General features: G+C 37.3%; 10 protein-coding genes and 1 pseudogene. 6 read left to right on the top strand and 5 right to left on the bottom strand.

All coding sequences use genetic code 11. The annotated features are described in order from the left end of the window. Nucleotides 1-5 precede the first annotated feature (5 nt). The gene (locus tag HMPREF2732_RS06350) at nt 6-362 is read left to right on the top strand and encodes a DsrE/DsrF/TusD sulfur relay family protein (RefSeq protein ID WP_005696059.1); all 357 of its coding nucleotides are present in this window, start codon (nt 6-8) and stop codon (nt 360-362) included. Nucleotides 363-444: 82 nt separating this feature from the next. Here the strand turns inward: HMPREF2732_RS06350 and HMPREF2732_RS06345 are convergent, their stop codons facing one another. The 5 genes and pseudogenes from HMPREF2732_RS06345 to HMPREF2732_RS06325 form a co-directional block, all read right to left on the bottom strand. After that, entirely contained in the window at nt 445-3,540 is a 3,096-nt protein-coding gene (locus HMPREF2732_RS06345) for a type I restriction endonuclease subunit R (RefSeq protein ID WP_070592128.1), read from the bottom strand. A gap of 72 nt (nt 3,541-3,612) precedes the next feature. Further along, nucleotides 3,613-3,851: pseudogene (locus HMPREF2732_RS09685) on the bottom strand (hydroxyacid dehydrogenase); the annotation flags it as partial. A 4-nt stretch (nt 3,852-3,855) separates the two neighbouring features. Then, nucleotides 3,856-4,995 carry an AAA family ATPase gene (locus tag HMPREF2732_RS06335; RefSeq protein WP_065245961.1) on the bottom strand — a complete coding sequence of 380 codons (1,140 nt, stop codon included), beginning with the start codon at nt 4,993-4,995 and terminating at the stop codon, nt 3,856-3,858. A 1-nt stretch (nt 4,996) separates the two neighbouring features. Beyond that, nucleotides 4,997-6,106, bottom strand: coding sequence for a restriction endonuclease subunit S (locus tag HMPREF2732_RS06330; RefSeq protein ID WP_070592126.1), 1,110 nt, complete (start codon nt 6,104-6,106; stop codon nt 4,997-4,999). 6 nt (nt 6,107-6,112) lie between these two features. Further along, a complete protein-coding gene (locus HMPREF2732_RS06325) occupies nt 6,113-7,666 on the bottom strand; it encodes a type I restriction-modification system subunit M (RefSeq protein WP_070592124.1) in 1,554 nt (517 codons plus the stop codon). A 137-nt stretch (nt 7,667-7,803) separates the two neighbouring features. On the opposite strand from HMPREF2732_RS06325, the gene recB reads away from it, so the two are divergent. The 5 genes from recB to HMPREF2732_RS06300 all read left to right on the top strand — a co-directional run bounded on the left by recB (nt 7,804) and on the right by HMPREF2732_RS06300 (nt 15,395). Continuing rightward, nucleotides 7,804-11,445, top strand: a complete 3,642-nt coding sequence (gene recB, locus HMPREF2732_RS06320; RefSeq protein ID WP_070592121.1) for an exodeoxyribonuclease V subunit beta — start codon at nt 7,804-7,806, stop codon at nt 11,443-11,445. Further along, nucleotides 11,445-13,379 (top strand): exodeoxyribonuclease V subunit alpha, encoded by a 1,935-nt coding sequence (recD, locus tag HMPREF2732_RS06315; protein WP_070592119.1) that lies wholly within the window; start codon nt 11,445-11,447, stop codon nt 13,377-13,379. The genes recB and recD overlap by 1 nt, the downstream gene beginning before the upstream one ends. Nucleotides 13,380-13,382: 3 nt before the next feature. Beyond that, a complete protein-coding gene (grxB, locus tag HMPREF2732_RS06310) occupies nt 13,383-14,030 on the top strand; it encodes a glutaredoxin 2 (RefSeq protein ID WP_070592117.1) in 648 nt (215 codons plus the stop codon). 128 nt (nt 14,031-14,158) lie between these two features. Next, on the top strand, nt 14,159-14,929 hold the full coding sequence (locus HMPREF2732_RS06305) for a threonine/serine exporter family protein (RefSeq protein WP_049365509.1): 771 nt from the start codon (nt 14,159-14,161) through the stop codon (nt 14,927-14,929). Between the two features lie 4 nt (nt 14,930-14,933). Further along, on the top strand, nt 14,934-15,395 hold the full coding sequence (locus tag HMPREF2732_RS06300; RefSeq protein ID WP_049363622.1) for a threonine/serine exporter family protein: 462 nt from the start codon (nt 14,934-14,936) through the stop codon (nt 15,393-15,395). Nucleotides 15,396-15,405: the final 10 nt, after the last annotated feature.

Below are 15,405 nucleotides of genomic sequence, written 5' to 3'. Positions count from 1 at the left end.
GCGTCATGCAAAATATTCTTTTTATCGTCAATGATTCCACATATAGTGGAGAGAAAACGTTCAACGCTGTTCGTTTCGCCATCAATATGAAAGAAGAGCACAGCAAGGATGTGAATATTAAATTATTCTGCTTTTCTGATGCGATTTTATGCGGTATTGCGGGGCAAAACCCAAATGAAGGCTTCAATATCCAACAACTTATCGATATTTTAGCGGCACAAGGTGCTGAAATTAAATTATGCACCAGCTGCGTAAAAGCACGTGGTTTATTAGATGCTAAATTAATTGACGGCGTGACCCTTGGTACCTTAGATGATGTATCCGAGTGGACATTATGGGCGGATAAAGTTTTAACGTTCTAATTTCTGATAAAACTGACAAAATAAAAAGGTGTAATCAATAATAGATTGCACCTTTTTAATTCTATATAGTCGGTTTAAGTTTTTAAACCTCGCCACCAATCCCAACAAATTTCTCAACAAAGGCAACGATCTTTTGGAAAATGCTTTGTTTTTTCGTGAGATATTGCGGATTAAGCGGACTCATTTTCGGTAGGGCCTCATTTAAATCCGTACCTTGTTCGCTAGCATATCCGCGTTTTAAGGACACGTTAATATAACGCTTCGCAGCATCAATATTCAGGCCTTCACTGCTAATTAATTCGTCAGCTTCTTTCTGTTGCTCTTTTTGGGCAAATTGGAAGAAGGACTCAATAATACCGGCTTTATCGACAATGCTATCTAAGTCCGTTTGATTAATAAAATCTACGATCAAACTTTCTTTGGCTCGATTACCTAGACTCGCTCGGATTGTGGTTCGAATTTCATCAATCAGCTCAGCCTTATTTTTCATTTTTTTGTTGTGTTCAAAAATCAATTCTAAGATGTAATCTAGATTGATTTCTTGAGATTTTAATAAATCCACTTCAAACACCACATCGTCCCAATCAATGGTCGATTTTGCTTTTTCCTCGCTATCTTTTTGACGACGGAGCCAATCCCGAATATCGTTGTAAGTCGAACGGTAATTCTGAATGCTACGTTCGCTTGGCATATCAATAGGTTGCATTTCAGTAAAAGCCTCATCCGTTAAATAATATTTTTCTTTAAAGGCTTCAACGGCTTTTGCATCACTGGTATCGAGCGATTGAAATGCTTGTAAAGCAGCGAACTCATCATAGTTTTGCAGAATGTTTTCAACCCGCAAATATTCACCAAATAATTTTACAAAGTCTTTCTTGTCTTTTTCTGTTTGAATTAAATCTGGATCAGGGAAGCGTTCTTGCAATTCAGCAATAACCTCTAAATACCCACGACGGGCCACACCCGCATCGGTAAAGCCTTCCATATATTCTTGGTAACTTTTTTCTAATACGATATTGCGTGTATTGGATTTACCGAAAAGGGTAATCGCATCAATGGTATCTTGTTCCAAATCACGGAAAGTGACGATATTGCCAAAACTTTTGGTGCTGTTGTAAATGCGGTTTGTACGAGAATAAGCTTGAATCAAACCATGGTAACGTAAGTTTTTATCTACAAATAACGTGTTTAAGGTTGGGGCATCAAAACCAGTTAAAAACATTCCAACGACAATCAACAAATCCACTTCTTTGTTTTTGACGCGTTTGGCGAGATCACGATAGTAGTTTTGGAACGATTTCGCATCCACATCATAATTAGTGGCAAAATAGCCGTTGTAATCATCAATGGCAGATTTTAAAAACTCCTTCGCAGATGAGTTCATTGCCTCCACTTCAAAACTTTCATCGACAATATCGCCAATCGCATCTTGCTCTTCATTAGCGGCAAACGAAAAGATTGTTGCAATTTTAAGTGGATTTTTGACCGCACTTTGTAACTGTTTAAAAGTTTGATAATAAGCTTTGGCTGCATCCACGCTACTTACCGCAAACATCGCATTAAAGCCATTGTTACCCACATTAAAGCGATGGGTCTTTTGCTTGAAATTATCTAGAACATATTGGGCAATTTGCTCAATACGTTTAGGTTGTAAAAAGGCTTGTTTTTTCTCGAGTTTTGTTAGTTCTTCAAGATTCTTTTCAGTTTCAATGCTCTTAAATTGTGGCCGTACATCATTGTAATCCACTTTAAATTTCAGCACTTTTTCATCACGAATTGCATCGGTGATAATGTAAGAGTGGAGTTCAACGCCAAAAACGCTCGCAGTAGTTTCAGCACCTAATGCGTTAGTTGGAAAAATAGGCGTGCCGGTAAAACCAAATTGATAGTATTTTTTAAATTTTCTCGTTAGATTTTTTTGTGCTTCACCAAATTGAGAACGATGGCATTCATCAAAGATAAACACGACCTGTTTATCGTAAATCGGTAATTTATCTTCCGATTTCATCAGGTTGTTGAGTTTTTGAATGGTGGTAACAATGATCTTATTGTCGTCTTTGTCGATATTGCGTTTTAGCCCTGCCGTACTTTCTGAACCATTCACGCTATCCGGTGAAAAACGTTGGTATTCTTTCATAGTTTGATAGTCCAAATCTTTTCTATCTACTACGAAGAATACTTTTTCAATAAAGTCTAATTCTGTTGCAAGGCGTGCGGCTTTAAAGCTGGTGAGTGTTTTGCCGGAGCCGGTAGTGTGCCAAATGTAGCCGCCACTTTCTTTATTGCTCCAATTTTTCGCCTGATATGAGCTTTTAATTTTCCATAAAATACGCTCGGTGGCGGCAATTTGATATGGGCGCATAATCAATAGAGTGTCGGAAACATCAAACACGCAGTAATTCACCAACACATTGAGCAGGGTATGTTTTTGTAGGAATGTCGCCGTAAAATCCTTTAAATCTTTAATCAGAGTATTTTTTGCCGTTGCCCAATTCATTGTGAAGTCATAGCTATTCTTATCTCGCTTGGTGGTATTGGCAAAATAGCGGGTATCTGTGCCATTAGAAATGACAAAAATCTGAATATATTTAAAAAGAGAATTTTCTTTATTGAAGCTTTCTTTGCTGTAACGATGAATTTGATTAAAGGCTTCACGAATGGCCACGCCACGTTTTTTCAGTTCGATATGTACAAGCGGTAAACCATTCACCAAAATCGTCACATCATAACGATTGTCATAGCTGCCGGTTTGTTCAAATTGATTGATAACTTGCAGGGCATTATTGGCAAGATTTCTCTTATCTAGCAGATAAATATTCTGAATGTGTCCATCATCAAACACAAAATCATAAATATAGTCATCATGAATTTTACGTGTTTTCTCAATCAGACTATCGCTCGGTTTATCTAAATATTCTTCTAAAAAACGTCGCCATTCCGCATCAGAGAAAACCACATTGTTCAAGCGCTGTAATTGCGCCCGTAAGTTTTTAACTAACGCATCATGACCATTGAGTCCTTGCAAATACTCATAACCTTGCGCCTGTAAATCACGAATAAACTCACGCTCAAGACTCCCTTCCGTTTGATAACCGGCATTGGGTTCTTCAACAAACTTATTGTATTGATCTAAAACGATAAAATGGTTGGATTCGGCGATGGTTTTGTATTGAGTCATGAATGTTCCTTAATTATGATTTTTTTGCTTTTTCAGATCTTTTTGCATTTTCTAAATTTTCAGTATCTATCTGAAATCTTTTACTTGATATTGCTTGCCATCTTGGGCAGTTATCAAGTAATCCTTGATAACCGAATTTTTATCTAATTCATTGTCTTCTAATATATTTTTATATGTAAGGCGATATTTTGTACAGAGGTGTCAAAAAGTTCGGCGAGCTGATTTTGGGTCAGCCATGCTTCATTTTCTACGACGAGTAATGCAACTTGAGATTTGCCATCATCGGTGTTGTAGATGGTTAAGTCGTTCATAGTGTTACTCTGTTGTATTATCAGTTTGTGGCTCTTTAATATTTTTTTCTATATAGAAACCGTAATTCTTAATTAGATGTTCCAGTAAATATTTAATAATATTTTTTTCAGCATCTGTGGGTTCAGCGACCACCTCATTCGACAAAGTAGAGTGGCTGGTAAAATTAATAATACGAGAGTAATAACTTTGTTTGGCATCATCATTAGGCAACAAATTTGACCAACCAGAGTAACCAAGGAAATTAGCTGTTTTTTCATATAAGTTACGCAGCAATATAAAGTGGTATTTTTGAATGTCCTTGGCTTCAATATCTTCCAATAGTTTTTTCAGAAAGAGATGATAAGAGAAACTCTTGTTGGAACTACCATCTTTCTCTTCAAGCTCAAATGTCTCATCTTCGTTTCTTCTCAACATGTAACACGCTTTATTTCCAATTTCATTGTATAACACGTTATAAAATAAAGGATTGTGAGTGGTAATGATAAATTTAATTTCAGATTGGGTATCTTTAATAAGTTTTGCCAAATCTACAGCCAACTGAATAAGATGATTTTCATCCAATGAACTTACTGGATCATCAATAAAGATATATTTAAGTTCATCAAATTCATTAGTAGAGCGTTCTGTTGGTTCAGAAATATTTAATTCAGCAACAACTTGTTCAATTAACGTATGAAAAATACTCCAAACAAAATTACTTTCTTCCCCCTTCGATAGTTTTATATTTTCTTCAGGCGTATCATCTCCACGCGCAAAACTGAATGTAATTTGATTATTTTCAATATCAAATTTAGGCATAAGTTTTTCATCACAATAATGATGAAATTTTCCAATTACTTTACCTTCATCCCCCTGATCTTTAATCAACCAGCGAATAAAAGAATTTGGTTGAATCTTTAATTTTGGTTCGGCGTCATTAAGAATATCATTATCCCAATAGAATAAATCTTCGGTAAATGCATTGAAATAAAGTATTTTTCTTTTCGTAGACTCATCTTCCTCATCATGATTTTTCGGTTCGATAAGATACTTAAAAGCTCTTGATAAACGGGTTTTCCCACTTCCATTAAAGGCATAAATTAGATTAACTTTTTTCCCAGAATCTCTTAACTGTTTTGCAATTTCGTCTAAACTTTTAGTCATATTATTCTCTGCCTGGGAAATTCAATAACAATTCTCTGTAATACTCATACCGCTTGTGGCTTTGTTCAATCGCCAAAGGTAAGCCTTCGGTGATGGAGTTTGTAAGGGTTTCAAATTTATCAAGGATTGAAACGATGCGTTGTTGTTCTGGAATGCTAGGAATCGGGAATTTAATACTATTTAAATTTTTTTTATTTAATTTAGGTTGCGCAGCACCTGAAATATAAGGGGTTAAATCTATTTTATTTAAATAGAATTCAATAAATCGACGTTCTTCATACGTTTCAAATTTTAAAATATGAGCATGATTATTCACCCATATTTTTCCTGAAGCACTAAAGGCAATAGGCGTATTTCTAGCTAATAAATTAGCCCCATCTTCAGAAATAAGTAAAAAATCTCCGTCAAATATGTAATCCTCTACATAATCAACAATACCAGAAGCTCCATAATAAGGAATTTTACCTGAAGTACGTAAGCCACTTGTAATAGGTTTTCTTTTAGAATCTAAATTTTCTGAAATTTGATCTAGAGTTTTCCACTCAAACCCAACCTTCCCTAGCTCTTCTTCACTTAACAATTTTTCTCGATAGTATTCATATTGCTTCTGGCGTAGTATAAGCTCGCTGGTAAGCTCGCTGGTAAGCGCTGTCAATGCGTCTAAAATTCGGACGATTTTGGTTTGAACAGTTGGAGGCGGTAGAGGGATTAATGTTTCTTTTGCACTTGACCAGTGTCTTTTGTAGTTCAACTCTTTTACATAAAAATTCTGGAATGCGTAATATATATATTTAGCATTATCTTCTTTAGGTTTTAAAATTTTTAATCCATCTGCTCCTTGTATAAAAGAAAAATTAACATATTTAATATGTTCTGAATGATCCCCAAAAATAATATATTCATTTGAAGGAATGGCTTCAAAATTTTCGTCAGTATAACCAGCAATAAATTTTTCTCCTTGATCTATTATTGGAGTAGAGCCTGTAGAACAATACATTTCTCTTTTTAATTTAACTGGTGCTGTTATTGTAGTAACGATTTTATTCAAAGGCTTCCACTCAACCTCAGCCCCATCTAATAATTTTTCTAAAAAAGTGCAGTTGTTTTTCATGGTGTTTTACCCCTCAATCTCCGCCACAATCTTGTCAATTTCTGCACGCAAGCGGTCGATATTAGCAACAGTTTGCTTAATTTCTGCGTTAAGCTTATCAATGTTAATTATTTCGCGGGTGTCTTTTGGTTCCACATAGGTGCTGACAGAAAGATTATAGTTATTTTCTTCATTTGCGATTTCATCATTAGACACCGTTCTTGCTAAATGTGGCACATCTTCTTTATCGGCAAACAGTTTGAGAATTTGCTCAATATGTTCCTCTTCCAAAAGGTTGTTATTGGTGGCGGATTTAAATAAACCGCTGGCATCGATAAATTGCGTTTGGGGATCGGGTTTATGTTTGGAAAGCACTAAAATATTCACCGCAATACTGGTGCCGAAAAAGAGATTTGGCGCAAGCGCAATCACCGTTTCTACATAGTTATTATCCACCAAATACTGACGAATTTTTTGTTCCGCACCGCCGCGATAAAAAATGCCGGGGAAGGAGACAATCGCCGCGCGGCCTTTTGCTGAAAGATAACTTAACGCATGCAAAATAAAGGCAAAGTCCGCTTTAGATTTTGGCGCAAGCACGCCGGCAGGGGCGAAGCGCTCATCGTTAATTAGTGTTGGATCGTCTGAACCAATCCATTTCACGGAGTAAGGCGGGTTAGAAACGATAGCATCGAAGGGTTTATCGTCACCAAATTGCGGATTCATTAAGGTGTTGCCAAGGGCGATATCAAACTTGTCGTAGTTGATGTTATGCAAAAACATATTCATACGAGCAAGGTTGTAGGTAGTGTGATTAATTTCCTGCCCGAAGAAGCCTTCTTCAATGATGTGTTCATCAAATTGTTTTTTTGCTTGCAATAATAAAGAACCCGAACCTGCCGCTGGGTCGTAAATTTTATTAACCTTATCTTGCCCATATAAAGCCAGTCGAGCAATTAGCTTGGAAACGCATTGTGGTGTAAAGAACTCGCCACCTGATTTACCGGCATTGGCAGCATAATTGGAAATTAAAAATTCGTAAGCATCACCGAATAAATCAATATGATTATCTTCAAAGTCACCAAAATCTAACTCAGCAACGCCTTTTAATACATCGGCTAGGTGGCTGTTTTTATCGGCAACGGTATTACCCAAGCGGCTGCTAGTGGTATCAAAATCGGCAAATAAACCTTTGATATCCTGTTCGGAAGGGTAGCCTATGGCGGAGTTTTCGATAGCTGTAAAAATGTTTTTTAGGTCTGTATTTAAATTCGGATTAGTGTTGGCTGTTGCCACGACATTTTTAAATAATTGGTTTGGGTAAATAAAATAGCCTTTTGCTTTGATGGTGTCTTCTTTGATCGCTGCAATAATAGGGTCGTCATCATTAAAAGTAGAATAATCAACGCTATCATCTCCACCTTCAATGTAGTTGGCAAAGTTTTCACTGATAAAACGATAGAAAAGCGTACCTAAAACATATTGTTTAAAATCCCAACCATCGACAGAACCGCGGACATCATTAGCGATTTGCCAAATGCGGCGTTGAAGTTCTGCACGTTGTTGAATTGCTGCTGCCATAAAATCCTCAGAATATTTTGTGTCATTATTAAGATATAAATGCTCCAAATTATACAAGAAATAAATAATAACTAAATGAATTTCTATGGAAATTCCTCTACAATAGGGGCACTCTAATGTTTACAGAAAAATAAAAAATGAGCCGAAAATCAACCGCACTTAATGCCATTTCGTTGCCCTTAAATCAAGTCAATTTAATTGAGGCCTCGGCCGGTACTGGGAAAACCTATACCATTGGTTCTATCTATCTTCGTTTACTTTTACAGGCGGGTGAGAATTCTTTTTCTCGTCCGTTGAATGTGGAAGAAATTTTGGTCGTAACCTTTACTGAAATGGCGACGGAAGATTTAAAACGTAAAATTCGGGAACGTTTAACAGCGGCAATTTCGGTTTTTTCTGAATATTATGAAAAGCAAGACAAGGCGATTTTTACTGGGGAACATCAATTTTTAGCGGAATTGTTGCCTTATTTAGAGGATATTCCGACTGCACTTCGCCGCTTAAAGCTGGCCGAACAAAATTTAGATTTAGCCTCTATTTATACCATTCACGGTTTTTGTCGCCGAATGCTGATGCAACATGCTTTTAATTCAGGCGTACATTTCAATTTAAAACTTCTCAAAGATCAGTCTGATTTACTCAAACAATTTGCAAATGAATTTTGGCGGGAGCATTTTTATGATTTGCCTTTCCATTTAGCTGCATTTATCTCAAAAGAATTAAAGTCACCAGAAGATGTATTGAATGATTTAGGTTCAAATATTGGGAATGATTTTTCTATACAACTTGATAAACCAGAGCTATTAGAACTGTCATTAAAAGAATTTTTGCAAAAAGATATCACTAAAAATGCGGAAATTATTGAAAAGATTAAAGACACTTGGTTAGAAAGTGCGGTTGAAATCCGAGCCCTTTTTGATGAAGAAGTCGTGAAAAAAGAGAAATCTTGTTTAAATGGAAAAACACATTCAAGTAAAACAATTTTATCTCTTATCGATGAAGTAACCTCATGGGCAAAAAATAGAGCAGATATCACCTTAAATGAAACGCTAGTAAACAAATTTACGCAATCGGCTTTAGATAACGCGGTCAACGCACCTTTCAAGAAAAAAGGTGTAAGAATAACACATTCAGCCTTTGAAGAGATTGAAGCTTTAATTGAAGAAATTCAACCAAGTGATTTATTTAAAAAAATCATTCTCTATCACTATCGTCAAGGTATTCAAAAGAAACTTCTTGAATACAAAGCGAATCATCCTGAAAAATCTTTTGATGATTTATTACGCTTACTGAAAGAAGCACTATATGGTGAGGGGGGAGAACAGTTAGCGGAGTTAATTCGTTTTCAATATCCTTTTGCCATGATTGACGAGTTCCAAGATACGGATGCGTTGCAGTATCAAATTTTCTCGAAAATTTATCGTAATGAAAGTGCGTCTGGTAATGTTGGCTTTATGATGATCGGGGACCCAAAACAGGCGATTTATCGTTTCCGTGGTGCCGATATTTTCACTTATTTAAAAGCAGCAGACGAAGCGAGCGAGCGTTTTAATTTAGGCACAAACTACCGTTCATCCCAGCCTTTAGTGGAAGGGGTAAATCGATTATTTGATTTTAAAAATGACCCCTTTATTTATAAAAATATTGAATTTTTAAATGTCGGCGTAGCTAAGAAGAATCTTGTTTTTCAGTTGAATAATCAACCTGAACCGGCCTTCCGTTTTTACATTAACGATAAAGACAAATCCACCCAGCAAGATTATGCGAAAGCTTGCGCAACATCAATTCAGCAATGGTTAAAAAGTGCGGCTGAAAATCCGCTTGTTTTTCCGAATGAAAGCAAAGCGGAAAATCAAACATTGCGAGCAGAAAATATTGCCGTTTTGGTGCGTGGTTATACCGAAGCGGATCTCGTGAAGAAAGAATTGCAAGCACTCGGTATCGCTTCGGTTTACCTTTCGGATAGGGGAAATGTCTTTGAGAGTAACACAGCAAAAGAACTAGCCTTGATTTTGCAAGCGTGTTTGAGTGTGACGGAACGCCCAATTTTGAATGCCATTGCGACCGCACTTTTCGGCTTAAATGCAGCTGAAATTCACCAAATTCACCAGGATGAAATTCAGTGGCAACGTTGGGCAGAAAAATTTGCAGAGTATCAACAAATTTGGCAACGCCAAGGCGTCTTGCCGATGTTGCACCATTTACTTTTAGCTGAAAATATCACAGAAAAGCTCTTATCTCGGCCTGATGGCGAGCGAAAACTGACAGATTTATTACATTTAGCTGAAATTTTACAGCAAGCAGCTGCGTTAAATGAAAGTGAAGCGGCATTATTGCGCTGGTTTGAAAAGCAAATTCAAGATAATGGCCGTCAAGAAACACAAATTCGTTTAGAAAGCGAACGTCAGTTAGTGAAGATTGTGACTATCCATAAATCGAAAGGGTTGGAATATGATTTAGTTTGGTTGCCATTTTTAGGAAATGCAGCAAAAGACCCAACTAAAAAGAAACTGTTTAATTTATATTACGACAGTGATGAAGAGAAAACATTGTGGGACATGCAAGATCAACACTTGGATGATTTAACCCAAGAAGTTTTTGCGGAAGAATTGCGCTTGCTTTATGTGGCATTAACCCGAGCAAAATATCAAATGGCCTTTGTGTTACCGAAAGCCTTTGATAAAAAATGGAATGCTTTATTGTATGTTTTAACACAAGGTGAAATTGGTCGAAAACTCGATTTGCCAAATAATTGGGATACTCAACCGTTATTGGAAAAATTTAAGCAGCTTTTACCAAATGACGTAGCGATTGAATTAACCGATGTGTTACAAGCCAGTGAACCACTTACCTTAAATATTTCTCAAGAAAATTTAAGTGCGGAAATTTTCCAAGGTGAAATTGAACAAGATTGGCGAGTGACGAGCTTTAGTGGCATAGAACAAACCCATCAACATAAAGCTTATTTGAATGAAAGTGCGGTGAAAAAATCGCTCATTTTTGATGATGCGAAAGATTATGATGCATCGATTTCAATAGAAAATATCCCTGAAAATCTGACCGCACTTGATCATGATAACGATGAAATGGTTTTAGATTTTCCACGGGGAACACAAATCGGTACTTTATTGCATCGTTATTTTGAAAAGGTGCCTTTTGCTCAACTGGCAGAGAAAGAAAACATTGGAAAATTATGTCAGGATTTGAATCTTGCCGAAGAGCAGTTTGCAGCAGTCCAACAGTGGTTTGCACAAATACTCAGTACACCAATTTTGCCAAACGATGATTTTACTCTTGCTCAAATTAACGAAAAACAATGCTTAAAAGAGTTGGCGTTTTATCTCAATATCACAAGCCATTTTGATGTCGCTGGTTTTAACCGAGCGTTAGCAGCCTTGCACCATTTACCGTCAGAACCGTTACAGTTTGATGATATTCAAGGCATGGTGCGAGGCACAATGGACTTAGTTTTCTGTCATCAAGGTAAATATTATTTGCTTGATTACAAATCGAATTTCTTAGGTGAGACATTAAAGGATTACGATCAAGCTGCATTGAAAAAAGCCATGTTAGAGCATCACTATGATTGGCAATATTTGTTGTATGTGGTGGCATTACACCGTTATTTAAAAACACGTTTGCCTGACTACGATTACAACCGAGATTTTGGTGGTGTGGTCTATGCATTTTTACGAGGAATGAATGGTTCGCCACAATCGGGCATCTTTTTTGATAAACCAGATTGGCAATTAATCCAACAATTAGAGGAATTATTTTAATGTTAAGCCTATTAAAATCCTTGCAAGAACAAGGTGTGATTACTCAAGGCGATTATTATTTTGCTCAATTAATTGCTGATAAACAAAAAGATAAAGGCTATGCCGAACCCGTACAAAATTTAGCGATTTTATTAGCCGCACTTTGCAACTGGAGCTATACACAAGGCAATACTTGTTGTGTATTAGATCGTTTCTTAGAACGTAATTTATTCGGCTTGGCTTATCGTCATATTGAAACGGATTTTTTGCTGCTGATCAATGAAAAGATCGGTTCACTTCCTGTATCAAAATGGCAATCAGCCTTAGCGGGGCATATTGCTTTTACACAAGATCCTGAAAATCAGATTGCGCCTCTCGCATTTCAATTTGGGGCGATTTATTTCTATCGAGCTTGGCAAGATGAATTCCGCGTGGCGCAATATATTAAAAACGCCTTGAAAAATGACCGCACTTTATCGGTAGAACCGCAACAAATCAGGGCATTATTAGATCGTTATTTCCCTCAACAACAAGCGCAAGTTGATTGGCAAAAAGTAGCTGTCACAACGGCGGTAAAAAGCCCATTTTCTGTGATTACAGGTGGACCGGGAACAGGGAAAACTACGACAGTCACTCGCTTGTTATGTGTATTACAGGAATTATTTGGCGGCAAGCTTCATATTAAATTGGTTGCGCCAACAGGAAAAGCCGCAGCTCGTTTAACGGAATCTATCGAAAACGCTTTGGCACAAATGCCGATTTCAGATGAGTTACGTGCATCCATTCCTAAAACCGCAGAAACGTTGCATCGTTTACTAGGCGTTCGACCTTTTACCGATCGCGTAAAATACCATGCATATAATCCACTGCAAATTGATGTATTAGTGGTGGATGAAACCTCGATGATTGATTTGCCGATGATGGCGAAACTTGTGCAAGCGTTGAAACCCGAAACGCGTTTAATTTTATTGGGTGACCAAGCTCAATTGGCCTCTGTGGAAGCGGGGGCTGTATTAGGCGAAATTGCACAATTTTTAACGCTAGATTATAGCCCTGATCAAGCCGATTATATTCATGAAACAACGGGCTATACTGTTCCAACTAAGGGGGAGCATAGTCCATTGCGTGATGCCATTTGCCATTTAACCTTTAGTCGCCGTTTCCGAGATGATTCGGGGATTAAACAACTTGCTGAGCAAATTCAACAAGGAAAAGGTGAGGGCAGTGTGGCGACTTTTGCGGAATATCCACAAGAGTTGCATTTCCATCATTTTGATGAAGAGCAAGAGGTTAAAGAATCTGTTCGCCAAGTGGTGAAAAGTGCGGTTGAAAATTACCGTGTTTATTTAACCCAACTTCAAACTCATTTTGCTCAGAAGAAAGATCTCAATGCAAAATTTATAGATGAAAAGGGCAATGAGAAAACTTATGCAGAAGCGATTTTAGACAGTTTTAATTCGGTGAGATTTTTGACCGCACTTCGAGCTTCGGCATTAGGTGTGGAAGAATTAAATCGTGAAATCGCTTTAGCATTACGAGCGGAGAAATTACTTTGGTTTCGTCAAGAAGACGATTGGTATATCGGTAAACCAATTATGATTACGGAAAACGATCATAATGTGAAACTGTATAACGGTGATATTGGCTTATGTTTAGCTAAAGGCAAAGTATGGTTTGGCAATCGAGAAGTTTCTACCAGTCGTATTCCCGCTCACGAGCCTGCGTTTATGATGACGATTCATAAATCCCAAGGTTCGGAGTTTGATCATACCGTCATGGTGTTACCAACAGAACCTAATCCAGTGCTTTCACGAGAGCTGGTATTTACCGGTGTTACCCGTGCGAAAAATCAACTTTCCGTATTTGCTAATGAAAAAATCTGGCAAAGTGCGGTCAGAAATACCGTGAAACGACAAAGTGGTTTAGGTAAGCTATTACAGGAAAAAGAGGAGTAAAAAATGAACTTATATGTTTACGATCATTGCCCGTTTTGTGTGCGAGCTCGCATGATTTTCGGTTTGAAAAATCTGCCGGTAGAGCTTGTGGTGCTCGCGAATGATGATGAAGCAACGCCAATCGGTTTAGTGGGGAAAAAGGTTGTACCAATTTTAGTTAAAGAAGATGGCACAGCTATGCCAGAAAGTTTGGATATCGTGCATTATGTCGATGAACATTTTGGTGAAAAAATCTTATCTGAACAAGTTCGTCCTGAAATTGAAGCATGGTTAAAAGAAGTCGGCAGTTATTATGGTCATCTTACGACTGCACGCTTCACGCAAATTGGCTTAGCAGAATTTGAAACCCAGAGTGCGATTGATTATTTTACTAAAAAGAAAACGGAATTTATCGGTGATTTTGCTGAAAATATTGCGAAGACCGAAACCTATCTTGCTCGCTTAAAAGGGGATTTAGAGAAATTAGCTGCCTTGATTCAATCTGGCAATGCGCTAAGCGGTAAACTTTCTCTTGAAGATATTATCGTTTTCCCTGTATTACGAAATCTGACTTGTGTGAAAGGCATCGAATTTCCACCAGCAGTTTTAGCTTATATCACGAATATGGCTAAGTTAAGCAATGTGCCGCTATATTTTGATAAAGCCATTTAATCTCAGTTGAACCATAGGCTTTGGAAATACTGAAGTTTTGACTTGGATCATAGGTGCGGTCATTTTTTCAGTATTTTTTATTCATCGATCTATAATCTCTAAGGTTTACTTTATAAGAGCGTAGAGATATGAATCAGGAATACCAACGAGCGGTTACCCGTATTTGTGTGGAAACCGCTTTGTTATTGTTACAGCATGGTGCAGAAAGTGCTGTTGTCGTACAAATGGCACAGCGATTAGGTGTAGCTTTAGGCATTGAAAGCGTGGAGTGTGCTTTAACGGCAAATGCTGTCTTATTGACCACACTTTCTAAGCAACATTGTATTACTACCGTGCGGAAGAATGTCGATAAAGGCATTAATATGCAAATTGTTACGGATGTTCAGCACATTGTGGTTGCCGTAGAGCATCACTTGTATGATTTGTCTATGGCACAAAAGAAATTGGATAAGTTAAAACCACTAAAATATAACCGTTATTTGGTGGTGTTTATGATTGGTTTATCTTGTGCCTCTTTTGCTCACCTTTCTGGCGGAGATATGACAATTTGTGCGATCACCTTTATTGCCTCTGCCATTGCCATGTTTGTTCGACAAGAAATTTCTAAACGTCATTACAATCCACTCATCGTTTTTGCCATTACCGCTTTTGTTGCCTCACTGATTTCCGGTGTCAGTTTGAAATATAGTTTAGGAAATGATCCTCATATCGCATTAGCTTCTAGCGTTTTATTACTCGTTCCAGGATTCCCATTAATTAATTCACTTGCGGATATTTTAAAAGGGTATGTAAATATGGGAATAGGACGCTGGACCATCGCTACGGTTCTCACTTTTGGTGCTTGTTTAGGTATTGTCTTTGCGTTAAATCTTTTAAATATTGTTTCTTGGGTGGGGTAATAAGATGTTTTTACTGAATTTACTCGATGATATGCTTTTTGCTGCCATCCCCGCAGTAGGATTTGCTTTAGTATTTAATGTTCCGCCTAAAGCCTTAAAGTATTGTGCGATTTTAGGTGCACTTGGACATGTCACACGAACTTTATTACTACACTTTGGTGTCCCAATTGTTTTTGCCACTTTTTTCGCCACTTGTGTGATTGGTTTTATTGGGGTGCATTTATCTCATCGTTATTTAGCCCATCCGAAAGTCTTTACTGTTGCGGCAATTATTCCAATGATTCCAGGTGTTCATGCTTATAAAGCGATGATTGCTATCGTACAAATTCACCATTATGGCTTTTCCGATAAATTATTTGAGCAAATGATCAGCTCTTTTATCAATACCAGCTTTATTTTGGGCGCTCTTGTTTTAGGCTTAGCCTTACCAGGACTATTGTTCTATCGACAAAAACCGGTCGTATAGAAAATAAAAA

Source organism: Haemophilus sp. HMSC061E01, assembly GCF_001810345.1.
GTDB lineage: Bacteria > Pseudomonadota > Gammaproteobacteria > Enterobacterales > Pasteurellaceae > Haemophilus_D.
Note: the sequence above shows the minus strand (reverse complement) of the source record. Positions and strands in the feature narration are given on the sequence as shown.